General features: G+C 68.2%; 15 protein-coding genes and 1 pseudogene. 6 read left to right on the top strand and 10 right to left on the bottom strand.

Annotated elements, in window-relative coordinates:
• The first annotated feature begins 25 nt into the window (after positions 1-25).
• The 3 genes and pseudogenes from GON01_RS05205 to GON01_RS17415 all read left to right on the top strand — a co-directional run.
• Positions 26-424, top strand: a complete 399-nt coding sequence (locus tag GON01_RS05205) for a hypothetical protein (protein ID WP_157026282.1) — start codon at positions 26-28, stop codon at positions 422-424.
• A 71-nt stretch (positions 425-495) separates the two neighbouring features.
• A complete protein-coding gene (locus GON01_RS05210) occupies positions 496-861 on the top strand; it encodes a hypothetical protein (RefSeq protein WP_157026283.1) in 366 nt (121 codons plus the stop codon).
• Positions 862-1,729: 868 nt separating this feature from the next.
• Positions 1,730-1,843 (top strand): annotated as a pseudogene (locus GON01_RS17415) (PEPxxWA-CTERM sorting domain-containing protein); the annotation flags it as partial.
• A 99-nt stretch (positions 1,844-1,942) separates the two neighbouring features.
• On the opposite strand, the gene GON01_RS05220 reads toward GON01_RS17415, so the two are convergent.
• From GON01_RS05220 to GON01_RS16605, 7 genes are all read right to left on the bottom strand, one after another.
• Positions 1,943-2,695, bottom strand: coding sequence for a phosphoadenylyl-sulfate reductase (locus tag GON01_RS05220; RefSeq protein ID WP_157026284.1), 753 nt, complete (start codon positions 2,693-2,695; stop codon positions 1,943-1,945).
• Complete coding sequence (locus GON01_RS05225; protein ID WP_157026285.1) at positions 2,688-3,107, bottom strand: DUF934 domain-containing protein; 420 nt, start codon at positions 3,105-3,107, stop codon at positions 2,688-2,690. The genes GON01_RS05220 and GON01_RS05225 overlap by 8 nt, the downstream gene beginning before the upstream one ends.
• A gap of 114 nt (positions 3,108-3,221) precedes the next feature.
• Positions 3,222-4,856, bottom strand: a complete 1,635-nt coding sequence (locus GON01_RS05230; RefSeq protein WP_157026286.1) for a nitrite/sulfite reductase — start codon at positions 4,854-4,856, stop codon at positions 3,222-3,224.
• 1 nt (position 4,857) lies between these two features.
• A complete protein-coding gene (locus GON01_RS05235) occupies positions 4,858-5,154 on the bottom strand; it encodes a DUF2849 domain-containing protein (RefSeq protein WP_157026287.1) in 297 nt (98 codons plus the stop codon).
• Positions 5,151-6,038 carry a uroporphyrinogen-III C-methyltransferase gene (cobA, locus tag GON01_RS05240; protein WP_157026288.1) on the bottom strand — a complete coding sequence of 296 codons (888 nt, stop codon included), beginning with the start codon at positions 6,036-6,038 and terminating at the stop codon, positions 5,151-5,153. The genes GON01_RS05235 and cobA overlap by 4 nt, the downstream gene beginning before the upstream one ends.
• Positions 6,039-6,216: 178 nt before the next feature.
• Complete coding sequence (gene astD / locus GON01_RS05245) at positions 6,217-7,611, bottom strand: succinylglutamate-semialdehyde dehydrogenase (RefSeq protein WP_157026289.1); 1,395 nt, start codon at positions 7,609-7,611, stop codon at positions 6,217-6,219.
• Positions 7,608-8,963 carry a protein adenylyltransferase SelO family protein gene (locus GON01_RS16605; protein WP_181599908.1) on the bottom strand — a complete coding sequence of 452 codons (1,356 nt, stop codon included), beginning with the start codon at positions 8,961-8,963 and terminating at the stop codon, positions 7,608-7,610. The genes astD and GON01_RS16605 overlap by 4 nt, the downstream gene beginning before the upstream one ends.
• A 36-nt stretch (positions 8,964-8,999) precedes the next feature.
• Between GON01_RS16605 and GON01_RS16610 the strand changes: the two genes are divergently transcribed.
• The 3 genes from GON01_RS16610 (at position 9,000) to GON01_RS05265 (ending at position 13,050) form a co-directional block, all read left to right on the top strand.
• Positions 9,000-9,887 (top strand): alpha/beta fold hydrolase, encoded by an 888-nt coding sequence (locus GON01_RS16610; protein ID WP_181599909.1) that lies wholly within the window; start codon positions 9,000-9,002, stop codon positions 9,885-9,887.
• A gap of 205 nt (positions 9,888-10,092) precedes the next feature.
• Positions 10,093-11,499: an NAD(P)H-dependent flavin oxidoreductase gene (locus tag GON01_RS05260; RefSeq protein WP_157026493.1), complete on the top strand. Its 1,407-nt coding sequence runs from the start codon at positions 10,093-10,095 to the stop codon at positions 11,497-11,499.
• A gap of 57 nt (positions 11,500-11,556) precedes the next feature.
• A complete protein-coding gene (locus GON01_RS05265) occupies positions 11,557-13,050 on the top strand; it encodes a tetratricopeptide repeat protein (protein ID WP_157026292.1) in 1,494 nt (497 codons plus the stop codon).
• Between the two features lie 13 nt (positions 13,051-13,063).
• Here GON01_RS05265 and GON01_RS05270 read toward each other — a convergent pair whose 3' ends face one another.
• The 3 genes from GON01_RS05270 to GON01_RS05280 are packed head-to-tail and all read right to left on the bottom strand — an operon-like array spanning position 13,064 to position 16,344.
• Complete coding sequence (locus tag GON01_RS05270) at positions 13,064-14,332, bottom strand: acyl-CoA dehydrogenase family protein (RefSeq protein ID WP_157026293.1); 1,269 nt, start codon at positions 14,330-14,332, stop codon at positions 13,064-13,066.
• Positions 14,332-15,027, bottom strand: coding sequence for a dienelactone hydrolase family protein (locus tag GON01_RS05275; RefSeq protein WP_157026294.1), 696 nt, complete (start codon positions 15,025-15,027; stop codon positions 14,332-14,334). The genes GON01_RS05270 and GON01_RS05275 overlap by 1 nt, the downstream gene beginning before the upstream one ends.
• 3 nt (positions 15,028-15,030) lie before the next feature.
• The gene (locus GON01_RS05280) at positions 15,031-16,344 is read right to left on the bottom strand and encodes a phosphotransferase family protein (RefSeq protein WP_309503112.1); all 1,314 of its coding nucleotides are present in this window, start codon (positions 16,342-16,344) and stop codon (positions 15,031-15,033) included.
• Between the last annotated feature and the right edge of the window lie 109 nt (positions 16,345-16,453).

Consider the following 16,453-nt stretch of genomic DNA (forward strand, 5'->3'; position numbering starts at 1 on the left):
CCGCACCGCGCGTTAGATAGGCGGCATGACGAAAAGCGCGACCGACGTGATGCAGGACATCATCTTTTCCGCCGTGATCGATTCGATCCAGGCGTTGAAGACGGCGTCCAGGGGCCTGCCCAACACGCTGCTGCGGGACGTCGGCGCGATTCACGCGAACGTCACGCTGGCCGATCTGCCGGAGGATGTGCGGACCGCGATCGCCACCAACGTCCGCTCCGCGTTCACCCGGTTGCTGAAGGAAGGCTATTCGGTGATGCCGCGGGGCGGCATGCCGGAGCGGCGCGGCCCGCCGCCCGCGCCGGTGGTCGGCCGCGGCGAGCGCCGTCCGCCCTCGGGCCCGCGTCCGGGCGGTCCGAAGCTTCCCTCTACGCCCGGCGGCCGGCCGCAAGGCCCGCGGCGACCGCCCAAGCCGCGCGGCTGAGGCGGGCCGCGGTGGCGCGGGCCATCGCCCTTGCGATAGGCGCCGCCCTGGCGCTTGCCGGGTGCGCGGCGATGCCACCGGCCCGGACGATCGAGTTCCTGCCCCGGCGTCCGTCGGCGGAGCTGGTCGCCAAGGCGACCGCCGATGCGGCCGCGCAGGTGAAGCGCTGCTACCGCGCCCCGAAAGTGTTCGGCACCGGCCGCCGGATCAGCACCAAGCTGGCCGTCCGCTACGCGCCGGACGGCAGCATCATCGGCCTGCCGAGCGTGGTCTCGCAAGGCGGCGTCACGCCGGAGAACGCGATGTTTGCCGACGATATGGCGGCGGCGGCGATCGAGTCGGTCGTCCGCTGCTCGCCCCTTCACCTGCCGCCCGAGCTCTACGCCTATGGCTGGAGCAGCTTCGAGCTGACCTTCAGCCCGGTGCTGCGCGGGTAAGGCCGTGTTGCGTTATGGATAATCGGTGTTAAGCTTTTGACGCGGGCGCATAACAAAAGACTGTTTTCGCAACTTTTTAGGGGTGTTTCCGATGAAAATTGCTGTTTCCCTCGCCGCGATTGCGGCCACGGCTCTGATTGCGTCTTCGGCAGACGCGACCACTGTCTATAATCTCGATCTGCCGAATGTGAGCGGCAACTTCGGCGCGGGCGTCGCGACGACGTCGACCTCGTCCCAAGGCACGGTCACGATCGTTACCGGTCCGGGCGGCGGCGCCAATCGCGCCGGCGCAGCGCCGGTCGCCAACAAATGGCTGCAGGAGAATGTCGGCGGTAACGCGACTGTCGGCATCACCAAGGATTTCGCCCGCAGCGGCAATGGCTCGGCCTTCTTCTCAGGCGTGGATGGCAACTCCAAGGCCGATCTGGAGTTCTACTTCGCGAACCCGGTCTCGCTTTCCTCGGTGCAGGGCCTCTCGTACGACTGGTACCGTTCCAGCTCATCCACCAACAGTGCGGGCCAGGTAACCTCGCTCCGCCTCGCGGTGACGAATGGTTCGCAGTCCGCTTATCTGATCTACGAGCCCATCTATAACGGCGTCCCGGTGATCCCGACCGACACCTGGCAGACATCTTCGATCACGACCGCATCGACCTTCTGGTCGAACAACAACAATCTGGCCAAACCGGGTGCAACGCCGGCTTGCCCGGATTGTTACCTGTCGCTGTCGGCGTGGCAGACGTCGAATCCCGGCTGGCTGGTTTACGGACTGAGCACGGGCATGGGCTCGGGCTGGAACGGCTTCTATGCGGGCGGCGTGGACAATATCGCCTATGATTTCGGCGCGGCGGGCTCGGGCAGCTTCAACTTCGAAGTGGCCGCGGGCGTGCCGGAGCCGGCGACCTGGGCGATGATGATCGGCGGTTTCGCGTTCGTCGGCGCCGCGGCGCGCCGCCGCAAGTCGAAGGTCGTGTTCGCCTGATCTCGGTCCCGTCATCCCGGCCTGACCCGGGACCCACCTTCTTTTCGTCGTTCGGCGAGGGAAGGTGGGCCCCGGCTCAAGGCGGGGGTGACGCTGGCGTTAGAACACCGGCTCGTCGCCCGTCGCGCCGTGAATCCCGCACTCGGTCTTGTCCCAGCCGCGCCAGCGGCCGGCGCGGGGGTCTTCGCCGGGATGCACCTTGCTGGTGCATGGGGAGCAGCCGATCGACAGATAGCCTTGCGCTTCCAGCGGATGGCGCGGCAGCCTGTGCTCTTCGAAATAGCCGTCGAGCTCAGCCTTCGACCAGGCGGCGAGCGGGTTCAGCTTCAGCCGCCCTTCGTCGATCTCGAATCGCGGCAGCGCCGCCCGCCTCTCGCCCTGGAAACCCTTGCGGCCCGATATCCAAGCATCGAACGGCGCCAGCGCACGCCTGAGCGGCACCACTTTCCTGATCTCGCAGCAGCCGTCCGGATCGTAGGACCAGCGGAGCCCGGTCCGATCGCGCGCGGCGAGGTCGTACGGATCGGGCCGGAACACGCGCAGGTCGGTATAGCCGAGGTGCTCCGCCAGCGCGTCGCGATAAGCGAGCGTCTCGCCGAACATCTTCTGCGTATTGACGAAGATCAGCGGAATCTCCCGGTCGATCGTCGCTACCATGTGCAGCAGCACCGCCGATTCCGTCCCGAACGACGACACGATCGCGACCCGGCCCTTCAGCTCGGTCGTCAGCAGCGCGCCCAGCATCGCCGCCGTGTCGACGCCTTCGAACCGCGCGTTCAGCCGGTCCGCATCGGCCTGGACGAAGGCGGGCGCGGTGTCGATCAGGTCGAGCCGGCGCGCGGCCTCAGCCATGGCGCAGCTTCCAGACCGGAACCGCCGCATCGGCGGCGGCCTGATAGACGAAGGGGAAGCGCTTCAACGCGTGCTCGACCAGGCGCGCGTCCAGCGGCTGGACAGGCGCGAAACTGTCGAAGCCGCAGCGCCGCAAGAACAGGATCTGATCGACCAGCACGTCGCCCTCCGCGCGGAGCTCTCCGGTGTAGCCGCTCTCGCGCAGGATGCACGCGGCCGAATAGCCGCGGCCGTCGCGAAAGCGCGGGAAGGCGATCTCGACCAGCTTCAGCCGGTCGAAATGCGGGATCAGCTGGCGCACGTCCTCGCCCGCCTCTACCCGGACCGCATGCGCGTCCTCCTGCGTCAGGAAGCAATCGAGCGTGACCGCCGGCTCCTCGTGCGGATCGTCGTCGCGGAAGCGCAGGGTCATTTCTCCCCTCCCGCTTGCGGGAGGGGCTGGGGGAGGACCTGAAACGGCTGCCGCCCCGAAGGGAAGGCATTTCCCTCCCCTGACCCCTCCCGCAAGCGGGAGGGGAATTTGACACTACCCATAAATCGCCTCCTTGAACGGCTCGAACCCGACCCGCCGGTAGGTGTCCAGGAACCGCTCGCCAGGGTCGCGGAGCGCCCGATACCGCTCCACCGCGCGCTCGACCGCATCCACGATGCCGTCCTCGTCGAAGCCGGGGCCGGTGATCTTGGCCGGGCTTGCGTCCTCCGCGCCCGATCCGCCGAGCAGCAGCTGGTAATTTTCGGTGCCTTTCCGGTCGACTCCCAGGATGCCGATATGCCCGGCATGATGGTGGCCGCAGGCGTTGATGCAGCCCGAGACCTTGATCTTCAGCTCCCCCACGTCGAGCTGTCGGTCGAGATCGGCGAAGCGCGTGGCGATCTTCTGCGCGACCGGGATCGAGCGGGCGTTCGCCAGGCTGCAATAGTCGAGCCCCGGGCAGGCGATGATGTCGGTAACCAGGTCGAGATTGATATCGGCCAGCCCGGCCGCGTCCAGCGCCTGCCAGACCATGTACAGGTCCTGCTTGCGCACGTGCGGCAGCACCAGGTTCTGCGCATGGCTGACGCGCAGCTCGTCGAAACTGAAGGCTTCGGCCACGTCGGCAACCGCATCCATCTGCTCGGCCGACACGTCGCCGCCGATGCCGCCCACTTTCTTGAGACTCACATTGACGATCGCATAGCCAGGCGCCTTGTGCGGCACGGTCTGGCGGTCGACCCAGAGTGCGAATTCCGGGTCCGACCGGTCGATATCCTCACTCAGCCCGGTCTCGAACGGCGGCGGCGCGAAGTGGGCGGAGATCCGCTCATATTCCACGCGCGGGAAATCGGTGCCGAGCTTCAGGACATGGCCGAATTCCTCCTCGACCTGACGCGTGAACTCGGCCTCGCCCAATTCGTGGACCAGGATCTTCATCCGCTGCTTGTGGATGTTGTCGCGCCGCGCGTGGCGGTTCCATACGCGCAGCACGGCCTGCAGGTAGGAGAAAATCTGCTCGGCCGGCAGGAAGGCGCGGATCGGGTAGGCGAGGAACGGCGTGCGCCCCATGCCGCCGCCCGCGAACACTTCGAAGCCCGTATCGCGCGCCTCGTCCCGCACGATCCGGAGCGCGAAATCGTGCCAGCGCAGGGCGGCGCGGTCGACCGGGGACGCCGTCACCGCGATCTTGAACTTGCGCGGCAGGTAGCTGAACTCGGGATGAAAAGTGGTCGCCTGGCGCAGCAGCTCGGCCCAGGGGCGCGGGTCCTCGATCTCGTCGGCGGCCGCGCCGGCATAGTGATCGGCGGAGATGTTGCGGATGCTCTCCCCCGACGTCTGGATCGCGTGCATCTCGACGGTCGCCAGCTCAGCCAGGATGTCGGGCGCCTGCTCCAGCTTGATCCAGTGATACTGGATATTCTGCCGTGTCGTGAAATGGCCGTAGCCGCGGTCGTAGGTACGCGCGATGCGCGCCAGCATCCGCAGCTGCCGGCTGCTGAGCGTGCCGTACGGAATCGCGACCCGCAGCATATAGGCGTGCAGCTGCAGGTAGAGTCCGTTCTTCAGCCGCAGCGGTTTGAACTGGTCCTCGGTGATCTCGCCGGCGATCCGCCGCCGCACCTGATCGCGAAACTCGTCGACGCGGGCATCGATGATCGCCTGGTCATAGAGGTCGTATTTGTACATGTCAGATCACCCAGCTCCCCGCATCCGGGTCGGCGGGCTTCAGAGTCAGGTCGGGGCGAACGGTGGGTCCGAGAGCGCGGATGCGGTCCTTGATGTGGGCGGGACGGGGGCCTTCGGGCGTGGCGACCGCCTCGATCATATAGGCGCTGTTGACGCGGCGCGCGCCTTCCTCGCGGGTTAGGGTCGCTTCGCCTGCCTCGCCCACATCGACCGCATCTTCAACGTGACGCGACCAGCCATCGCCCGCCCACCAGATCACCGCGCCCGAGGGGAGGTCGTTTCCGGTCAGAATCTTCATCTGGTCCTCCCCCAACTTGCTGGGGGAGGGGGACCGCCGAACGCGGTGGAGCGGCCGGCCGCGAAGCGGACCGATATACCCTCCTGTCGGCTCGACGCCGGGGCCCCTCCACCATGCTTCGCATGGTCCGCCTCCCCTCGCGTTGCGAGGGGAGGATTGAGAACATCGCGGCAATCGCTTCGCTCCACCACCTCGCCGACGACGATGATCGCCGGGCTCTTCACGCCTTCGCGTTCCAGCGTCCCGCCCAGGTCCGCGAGCAGCGAGCGGAGCGTCCGCGCGCCGGGGCGGGTGCCGTTTTCCAGCACCGCGACCGGCATGGCCGGCGAGACGCCGTCGGCGATCAATTTCTCGGCAATCTCGGCCCCGGTCGCGACGCCCATATAGATGACCAAGGTGCGGCCTTTGCCGGCCAGGCCGGACCAATCCTGGTCGGACAATCCCTTGCACTGGCCAGCGACGAAGCTGACTGCGCTCGCCGCGTCGCGGTGGGTCAGCGGCAGCATCGCCTCCGCTGCGCAGCCGAGCGCCGCGCTGACGCCCGGCACGACCGCCACCGGAACGCCCGCCGCGCGGCAGGCTTCGGCTTCCTCGCCGCCTCGGCCGAAGATGAACGGATCGCCGCCCTTCAGCCGCACCACCTTGCGGCCGGCAAGCGCTTCCTCGACCAGCAGCAGGTTGATGGCGTGCTGCGCCAGCGTGTGGCGGCTGCGCTGCTTCGCGACGGATATCTTCGGCGCCGCGCTCAGCTCCAGGATACGCGGATCGACCAATCCGTCATGGATGATCAGGTCCGCTTCGACGAGGAGCCGCGCGGCTTTCAGCGTCAGCAACTCCGGATCGCCCGGACCCGCGCCCACCAGATAGACTTGGCCGTTTTCCATGCGCTGGCAAATGGACCGGTCGCGCGCATGTCACAAAGCAAGGATGCTTGGAGGTGGTTTAGCGTGGCTTTCTGCTGCGAGGGCGGGCGCGTCAGCAACATCCGTTCGTTTCGAGCGAAGTCGAGAAACGGGTGCTCCCGCGACGAACGCTTCTCGACTTCGCTCGAAGCGAACGGAGTTAGGTACGCAAACCCACGCCAATAGTCGCTTCCGCTTTGTCCGTCTCGGTCGAGACGACCGGATAGGCGACATAGTCGGCCGCGTAATAGGCGCTCGGCCGATGGTTGCCGCTCAGTCCCACGCCCCCGAACGGCGCGGCGGACGAGGCGCCGTTGGTCGGCCTGTTCCAGTTGACGATGCCCGCGCGCGCGCCGGCCCAGAAGCGGTCGAACAGCGCCCGGTCGCCGCCGATCAGCGATGCCGACAGGCCATAGCGGGTGTCGTTCGCCTCCGCGATCGCGGCATCGAAGTCGGCCACGCGGACCAGTTGTAGCACCGGGCCGAACAGCTCCGCGTCGGGGCGGTCCGGCACGTCCGTCACGTCGATCAGCGCGGGGCTGAGGAACGGGCGGTCGGCGTCGCGTCGGTCGAGCGGGCGGACCACGCGCCCGCCGCGTTCGACCAGCGACAGGAAGGCCTCTACCAGCGCATCGGCCGCGTCATTGTCGATCACCGGCCCCATGAACGGCGCCGGCTCGTCGTGCGGGCCGCCTACGATCAGCCTGTCGACCAGCCCCTCCAGCTCGCGCAGCAGCGGCCCTTCGGCGCCGTCGCGCACGATCAGCCGTCGCGCGGCGGTGCAACGCTGGCCCGCGGTCATATAGGCGGACTGGACGATCAGCGCCGCCGCGGCGGCTACGTCGCCTGCATCCCAGACGATGATCGGATTGTTGCCGCCCATCTCCAGCGCCAGGATCTTCTCCGGCGTGTCGGCGAACTGGCGGTTGAGCGCGAGGCCGGTGCGCGCGGAGCCGGTGAACAGCAGGCCATCGATGTCCGGATGGGCCGACAGCGCGCGGCCTTCGGCGGGGCCGCCGATCAGCAGCCGCGCGACGCCATCGGGCACGCCGGCCTCGTGATAGAGGCGGATCAGCATCTCGCCGCTCGTCGGAGTCTTCTCGGACGGCTTGAACACGACGGCGTTCCCGGCGAGCAGCGCCGGGACCATATGGCCGTTCGGCAGGTGCGCGGGAAAGTTGTAGGGCCCCAGCACCGCCAGCACGCCGTGCGGCTTGTGGCGCAGGTGCGCGCCCGCGCCGAGGTCGCGCGTGTCGGTCCGCTCCTGGTGGGCGCGAATCGAGATCTCGACCTTGTTGACGACCGCGTCGACTTCGGTGCGCGCTTCCCAGAGCGGCTTTCCCGTTTCGCGCGCGATCAGGTCGGCGAACAGCTCCTTGCGCTCCTTCGCTAGTTCCGCGAAGCGGCGCAGCACCGCGATCCGCTCGTCGAGCGGTCGCCGCGCCCAGTCGGCCCATGACGCGCGGGCGGCCGCGACTTCCGCATCCGCATCGCCGATCGCCGTGCGCCAAAGCTCCGCGCCGGTCGCGGGTTCGTAGGAGATGAGAGTGGTCATACTCCTAGCGCTTCGCCCATCGCGCGGACCTGCGCAACCTTCGCATGCAGCGCAGACCAGTCGTCGTCCTCGGCGATGCGCGCCCAGATCGCTTCCACTTCCTCGATGTGCATCGAGCAGGGCTCGCCTGACCAGAAGGGGTGGTCCATGCTCCGCGCCGGCGCATAGGCCGCGACGCGCTCCCGGAACGGCGCGAAGGCCTCGTCCGCATAGACGTCGGACCCGTGGCGCAGGTCGCCGCTGGCCCAGTCGAAGAAGAAGCGGTCGATGCCGACGCGACTGCCAACCAGCCCCTCCTCGATCGCCTGCACCAGCGCGACATCCTCCTCCAGTCCGCGCGAGCCGACGCCGAGCCGCCACAGGAAGCGCTCGATCAGCGCCGCGCGATACAGCGCCGGAAACCGGTCCAGCTCCGCGATCATCGCGTCGACCTCGGCAATGGTGCGCAGGCTGCCGGCCAGCTGCACCACGTCCCACTGGATCGCCTCTGCCTGCCGGCCGTACGAATACAGCCCGGCATGGTCGAAATAGGCCGCCGTGAAGCCGGGATCGAAGGTCGGCGCGAACCGCCAAGGCCCATAGTCGAAGCTCTCGGCAGTGATGTTGATGTTGTCGGAATTGAGCACGCCGTGCACAAACCCGGCGGCCATGTAGCTTGCCGCCAGCCGCGCCGTGCCTTCGACGACATGGCGCAGCAACTCTATCGGGTCCGCGCTTGCCGAGCCGAAATAGGTGCGCAAGCTATAATCGGTCAGCCGCCTCAGCTCGTCGTCGCTCTTCAGGAAGGCGAGCCGCTGGAAACTGCCGATGCGAATATGGCCGTGGCTCAGCCGCACCAGCACGGCTGCACGGGTGGGGGAGGGCTCGTCGCCCCGGTGCAGCTGCTCCCCCGTCTCGATCAGGGAGAAGCTGCGCGAGGTGCTTACGCCCAGCGCCTGCAGCATCTCGGTGGCGAGGATTTCGCGCACGCCGCCCTTCAGCGTCAGTCGGCCGTCGCCGAAGCGGCTATAGGGCGTCTGGCCCGAACCTTTGGTGCCGAGGTCCAGCCAGCGCCCGCTCTTGTCCTTCAGCTGCGCGAACAGGAAACCGCGGCCGTCCCCGATCTCTGGATTGTAAACGCGGAATTGGTGGCCGTGATAGCGCAGCGCCAGCGGCCGGGGCAGGTTGCCGGGCAGCGGCTCGAACCGGCCGAAGTGCCGCACCCATTCGTCGTCGCTGATGCCGTCCAGCCCTACGTCCGCCGCCGCGCGGTCGTTGCGGAAGCGCAGGATCGTCTGCGGGAAATCCGCCGCCGCGACGGGATCGGCGATGAACTCGGCGATGTCGAGGATGGGTTGCGGGGGAGAGGCCATGCCGCGATATGTGGCCGCGGCATCCAGGGGACAAGCGTGGCCGATTTCGCGGACGAATATTGGACGAACGACGGCCTGAGGCTCCACTACCGCGACTATGCGGGCGGCGGCGACGGCCGGCCGGTCATCCTGTGCCTGCCGGGCCTGACCCGCAACGTCCGCGACTTCGCCGCCCTGGCCGAGCGGCTCGCCCCGGCCTGGCGCGTGATCGCGATCGATTTTCGCGGCCGCGGCGAAAGCGCCTACAGCAAAGAGCCGGCCAGCTATGCGCCGCTTACGTACGCACAGGACGTGAAGGCGCTGCTCGATGAACTCGCGCTCGACGCCATTATCCCGATCGGCACGTCGCTGGGCGGGCTGGTGACGATGCTGCTGGCCGCGACCGACGCGCAGCGCGTCAAGGGCGTCGTGTTCAACGATGTCGGGCCGGAGGTCGAGCCCGCCGGAATTGCCCGCATCCGCTCCTATGTCGGGCGCAGCGGCAATTGGCCCACCTGGCTGCACGCCGCGCGCAGTCTCGCCGCCAATCAGCGCCACGTCTATCCGAACTATGGTATCGAGGACTGGCTGCGCATGGCCAAGCGCCTGTACCGCCTGTCGGGCAACGGCCGCATCGTCATCGACTATGATCCGCGCATTTCCGAGCCGATGCGCAACGCCATCGACGAGCCCGCGCCTGACCTGTGGCCCCTGCTGACGCCGCTGAAGGACGTGCCGGCGCTGATTCTGCGCGGCGAACTGTCCGACGTGCTTTCGACCGGGACAGTCCGGCGGATGCTGGCGGCGCTGCCTCGTGCCGAGGCAGTGACGGTCCCGCGGGTGGGCCATGCGCCGACGCTGGAGGAAGCCGCGGCCGCCGAGGCGATCGACCGGCTGCTCGCGGCGGTGCTGGAGGCTGGCGCACAAAAGGAGCCCGCCGGGTAAGGGGGTGCGGGAACCCGGTGGGCCCAATTCGTCTTGGCCTGGCGGTTTAACTTGCGGCAAAGTTCCGGGTTCCCGCCGACCGTCTCGTTTAGAGACAAAATCGGCGGGAGCGCGAGCGGCTCGCGCGCGTTCCTTCGCACGCACCAAGTTTCTTTGCGCGGAAGGAAAAACCGCTGCTATAGGCCGCCCGATGAATGCAGCGACGATGAGTTTCAAGGGCCTGAAGCCGATCATCTATGCCGGCCGCGAGGTCTGGCCGTTGGTCGAAGGCGGCAAGGGCGTGTCCGCGACCAACCATGCCAGCTCCGGCGCCTGGGCGGCGGCCGGCGGTATCGGCACGGTGTCGGCGGTCAATGCCGACAGCTATGATCCGACCGGCAGGATCGTGCCCCAGGTCTATCAGAGCCGCACCCGCCGGGAGCGGCATGAGGAGCTGATCCAGTACGCGATCGACGGCGCGGTCGAGCAGGTCCGCCGCGCGTTCGATCTGGCGGGCGGCAAGGGTGCCATCAACATCAACGTGCTGTGGGAAATGGGCGGCGCGCAGCGCGTGCTGCACGGCGTGCTGGAGCGGACGCGCGGCCTGGTCGCCGGCGTCACCTGCGGCGCGGGCATGCCCTATAAGCTGAGCGAGATCGCCGCGTCCTACGGCGTCAACTACCTGCCGATCATCAGCTCCGCGCGTGCGTTCCGTGCATTGTGGAAGCGCGCCTATTCAAAGGCGGCGGACTGGCTGGCGGCGGTCGTGTACGAGGACCCGTGGCTGGCGGGCGGCCATAACGGCCTGTCGAATGCCGAAGATCCGCTGAAGCCCGAGGATCCCTATCCGCGCGTCAAGGCGCTGCGCGAGACGATGCGCGAAGGCGGCATCCCGGACCATGTGCCGATCGTGATGGCGGGCGGTGTCTGGTATCTGCGCGACTGGAACCACTGGATCGACAATCCCGAGCTCGGGCAGATCGCGTTCCAGTTCGGCACCCGGCCGCTGCTGACCAAGGAAAGCCCGATCCCGGCGGGCTGGAAGCAGGCGCTGTTGACGCTCGACGAAGGCGACGTGCTGCTGCACCGCTTCTCGCCGACCGGCTTCTATTCCTCGGCGGTGCTGAACCCGTTCCTGCGCAACCTCGTCGCCCGGTCGGAACGGCAGGTGCCGTTCTCGGGCGAGATGGCGGGCGATCACACCCACCAGCTCGATGTCGGCGTAAAGGGCCGCAATTTCTGGGTCACGCGCGGCGACCTGATGCGCGCGCGCGAATGGTACGGCCTCGGCTTCACCGACGCGTTGAAGACGCCGGACAACACGCTCGTGTTCGTGACGCCGGAGGAAAAGGCGGTGATCCGCAAGGACCAGGCCGATTGCATGGGCTGCCTCAGCCAATGCGGCTTCTCGTCCTGGGCGGACAACGAGACAAACTCGACCGGCCGCCTCGCGGACCCGCGCAGCTTCTGCATTCAGAAGACGCTTCAGGACATCGCCCACGGCGGCCCGGTCGAGCAGAACCTGATGTTCGCCGGCCACAACGCCAGCAATTTCAAGCGCGACCCGTTCTACTCCAACGGCTTCGTGCCGACCGTGAAGCAGCTGGTCGACCGGATTCTGACCGGCGATTGAGCCGGATTGTCACTGCCATTTCAGCGCGCTAGCTCTGCCCTGCACATGGGGGAGCGGATGCGTCATTTCGGGTTGTTCGTTGCGGCCTGCGGCTTCGCCGCCCCGGCGCTTGCCAGTCCGGGCGGGCCCGCCGGCGGCGGGGTCGAAGTGGCGAACGCGCAGCTGATCCAGGCGGCCGAGGCGATGGACGCGAAGGACTGTCCGCGTGCGCTGGGGCTTGCGCGGCCCATCGCCGACAGCCCCAACACCGCCGGGCTTGACGAGAACGATGCGCTGCTTGCCTACCAGGTCACCGCCCGGTGCGCCTTCCAGACCGGCGACCATGAGCGAGCCTATGCCGATATCCGCCGCGCGACGGCGATCGCGGCGGCGTCCGATGATCTGTGGTTCGCGCGGCTCGATTTCGACGCGCTCGGCAAGCGGTGGGATGCAGTCGTCGAGACGATCGAGGAGATGCACGCCCGGCGGCCGGCGGCGCTGAATGCCGTGAACCAGCGGGCGCTCGACTATATCCGGACCGAGCTGCGCCGCGCCGAACGCAAGGACCTGACGATCCGCCTGGTCCACGTGCTCGCCAGCGACGATTATTTGCCGACCGAATTCCTGGTTTCGACCGACAGCTACCGCCGCGACTACGCAGTCTATCTCGCTGAAGGCGGTCGGAAGGACGAGGCGCGGGCGATGGTCGCCCGGCTGACCAGCCCCTGGACCGTCGCGCGGGCGAGCCTCGATCCGCGCCTTCGTGCCTTTTACCCGGCCGATCCGGACATACGCGCGCTGGTCGAGCGCCGCCTCGCCGACCGCCGGCAGAAGATGGAAGAGCATCCGGAGCGGCTCGAAGCGGTGATCGAAGTGGCCGACAACCTGAAGCTGCTCGGTCGACCGCGAGAGGCGCTGGAGGTGCTTCAGTCGGTCGCCGGCCGCGTCGGCGACCCGGATGCCTTTGTCGATGCCGAAGTTCAGCTGCCCTGGTGGTGGGACGAATTGTCGCGCGTCTACGCGATCCTCGGCCGCTTCGACGAGTCAATGGACGCGATGCGAAAGGGCGGCGCGCTGGACGAGAATGGCGGCGCAAATGTCAGCCAGGCGATAAATCTCGCCCACCGGCAGGTCCGCGCCGGACGCAGCAAGGATGCGCTGGTGACGCTCGCGGCGTTCGACACGGCAAAGCATGACGTCAGCCCCTATGGGCAGATCGCGCTGCGCTCGGCCCGGGCCTGTGCTTATGCCTTCACCGGCCAGCGCGAGGCGGCGCTGAAGGATGTGGAGTATATCCGCACCCACCAGCTCGACGCGCCGGGTTCGCTCGGGTCCGTGCTGGGTTGCGTCGGAGACCTGGACGGCGCAGCCGCGGCGCTGATCAAGCGGCTCGAGGACTTGGACCAGCGCGCATCGGAGCTGCTGACCCTCAGCGACTATGACACGCCGCCGGTCGCGCTGCCGGACGATCCGTACGAAACCGTGGTGAAGGCGTTGCGCGCTCGCTCCGATGTGCAGGCGGCGATCGTCCGCGCCGGCGGCACGCGCCGCTTTCATATCCAGAACCCGTGACGAGCTGCGGTGCTCACCCGCCCATGAACCCGAACAGATGCCCTGCCACCTTGCGCATCTGGATCTCCTCGGAGCCTTCGGTGATGCGATAGCGGCGGTGGTGGCGGTAGATGTGCTCGAACGGCTTGTGCCGCGAATAGCCGATGCCGCCATGCACCTGCATAGCGAAATCGGCCGCCTGGCAGACCAGCCGGTTGGCGCGGTAGTTGCACATGCTGACCTTGTCGGAGAGGCGCAGTGCGACCTCGGGCTTTGACATCGTGTCCATCTCCGCCGCCGTCTTCCAGATCAGCAGCCGCAGCATTTCCGCCTCGGTCGCGAGCTCGACCAGCGGGAATTGTATCGCCTGGTTGACGGCGAGCGGCTTGCCGAACGGCTTGCGCGCCTTCGCGTATTCCACCGCCTCGTCGATGCAATATTGCGCCGCGCCGACCGAGCTTGCCGCCTGGCGGATGCGGTTTTCGTGTACGAAATGCTGCGCGACGGCGAGGCCTTCGTCGAGCAGGCCGAGGATCGCCGTTTCCGGCACCCACACGCCGTCATAGCGGAGCCGCGGGTGGTCGGTCGGCATGTTGAAGGTCCACAGATACTCGCCGATCCGGAGTCCCGGCGCGTCGGTGGGCACGATGAAACAGGTGATGCCTCTCGCGCGGCCGTCCTCGCCGGAGGTGCGCGCGAAGGTCATCACGTGGGTCGCGACATGGCTGCCGGTGATCCACATCTTCTCGCCGTCGATCCGCCAGCCGGGGACGCCCTTCCGCACTTCCGGCACCGCGCGCGTCTCCATATGCGTGGCGTCGGAGCCATGCGCTTCCTCGGTCAGTCCGAACGCCCAGCGGATGTCGCCCGCCAGCATCGGCGGGATGAAGTCGCGCTTCTGCGCCTCCGTCCCGAAGTCCCGCAGCATCAGCACCTGCACCAGATTGCCGACGATCGAGCTTTCGTTCTGCAGGTCGTTGTGCAGCCCCAGCCCCTTCGCGGCGAGGTGATGCCGGATCACCGCCATCGCCAGGTTCGACCCGTCGCGGCCGCCATATTCGGCGGGAATGGCGAAGCGGTAATGCCCCGCCGCATCGGCCCGCCGCCGCATCTCGGCGAGCAGCGCCTCCCACTCCGCGCGCGGCAGCCCGCCCCGATCCCAGTCCGTCCGCGCATGCTCGCGTCGATGGTCGAAGAAGCGGGCATTGTCGTCCGCCGCCTCCAGCGGCCTGATCTCCGCCCCGATGAAGGCGTCGAGCTCAGCGAGATAGTCGGTGATCTCATGCGGGATTTCGAACAGCATCAGCCGAGGCTCTCCTTCAGCATCGCGAACACCATCGCCCAGGCACGCGCATCCGCCTTCGCGTCGTAGCGGAAGCCCGGATAGTTCAGCGCTTCGACCGCCTGGTCAGTGAAGCTGTGGCCAGCACCGCCGAAAATGTGGAGCTGCCAGTCGGCCCCGCCGGCGTCCATCTCCGCCCGGAACGCGTCGCGATCCTCGGCCGGGATCAGCGGATCCTGGTCGCCGATCATCATCAGCACCTTGCCGTGCGGCAGCCCAGTCGAGCCCTCCGGCTTCCGGAAGCTCGGGTGGCAGGCGATCGCGCAGGCGATGGGCGCCTGGTCGCGCAGCATCTCCAGCGCCACGATCCCGCCGAAGCAGAAGCCCAGCACCGCATGGGGACCGCTGGACAGGGTCGCGAGCTGCGCCAGCCCCGCCCGCGCCCGACGGCGGAGCAGCGCGGCGTCACCCATCAGCGCGCCCATCAGCGCGGTCGCCTGCTCCACCGAAGTCGCGGTGCTGCCGTACATGTCGAGCGCGAAGGCGGTATAGCCATGCTCCGCCACCCTGGCAGCCGCTTCCTTGGTGTGATCGGTGATTCCCATCCCCTGATGCACGACCAGCACGCCGCCCGCCGCTTCGCCGCCCGATCCGTCGGCGAGCCAGCCGGTCAGGTGTTGTCCGTCGCAGTCATAAGGGATCGGCTGCAGGCCCATCGCTCAGCTCCAGAGTTGGCGCGCCTTGGCGAGCGCGCTGTATTTGGGTTGGTCGGCCTCCAGCTTGGTGAGCGTGTCGCGCTTCAGGCGCGCGAGCAAGCCGGGCGTGGTGAGGGTCGCGCGGCCGGTAAGGATGTCGTCGCTCAGCTCGCGATCGGCAGCCAGACCCTGTTCCCGCTGGAGCATGCCGAGCGCGTTCAGCGCGACATTGGCCTGGAATCGGTCGCGGCCGCTGAGCCGCGGCTTCACGTCCCGCTCGATCCATGCGCCGAGCGCCTCCAGCAGCTGGGCGCGCGACGGCTCGCCCTGGCGGCGCGCCGGCGCGGACGAGGGGAGGGCGATCGGCCGGCGTTCCGCTTCCGGCGCATCCTCCTCCAGTATCATCAGCAGGTCGATCTCGGTCTCGGATGCCCGCCGGCCGATCACCACGCGCTCCAGGCTGCGGTCGCGGCCGGAGCGCCAGATGTCGGCCATTTCCAGGCAGCACAGTCCCCACCAGAGGGTCGAATAGACCAGCCAGAAGCGGAACCGTGCCGGGTCGACCGCGACCCCGCTCTCCCGCTGATAGGCCGCGAACAAGTCCTGCAGCTGCCCCACGCCGAACGCCGGCCGGCCGATCTGCCCGAAGCGCCAGCTGTTGATGCAGCCGAACGCCAGGTCCTGATGCCGGTCGCCGATATGCGCCAGCTCCCAGTCGAGCACGGCGGCCAGGCCGCTCGCATCGACAAGTAGGTTGCCGACCCGGAAGTCGCCGTGCAGCAGCACCGGGCCAGCGGGCCCGGGCAAATGGTCGCGCAGCCAGCGGAGCGCCAGCGCCATCACCGGCCGGTCGCCGCCATAGCTTTCGAACCGCGTCGCCAATGCCTCGACCATCGCACCGGCATCGCTGGCCGGGACGCCCTTTGGCACCTCTGCCAGAGGGATCGCGTGAATCCGCGCCAGCTCCCACGCGAAATCGTCGAGCAGCACGGGCGGCGGGTCGGCGACGATCGCGCGCGGGTCCGCTGTCCCCTCGACTCGCCGCATCAGATAGCCGCTGCCGAGCCGGTCCGCCGCGACCAGTTCGCCCACCACCTCCGGCGCCCGCACGCCATGTGCGCGGGCCAGCCGGATCAACGCCGCCTCGACATCATGGCCATAGCCCCGCCCCGCCATCAGCGCGCCGCTCGGGCTCCGTCGCAGCACATAGCCGCAGTCGCTCCGGTCGAAGGACCAGCTCTCCATATTCGCGCCGCCGGTCAGGCGCGTGAGGTTCTCGATCGTGCCGCCCGGGCCCAGCATCCGCGTGAGGGCGGAGTGAAGGAGGGCGGCGTCCACCTACATTCCTCCCCGAGCTTGCTCGGGGAGGGGGACCGCGCGCAGCGCAGTGGAGGGGCCGGGGGAGGACTGCTGATCGTCCGCTTGCGCGGGCGCCCCTCCACCATCC

The organism is Sphingomonas horti (genome assembly GCF_009753715.1).
In the GTDB taxonomy this organism is placed as follows: Bacteria; Pseudomonadota; Alphaproteobacteria; order Sphingomonadales; family Sphingomonadaceae; genus Sphingomonas_B; species Sphingomonas_B horti.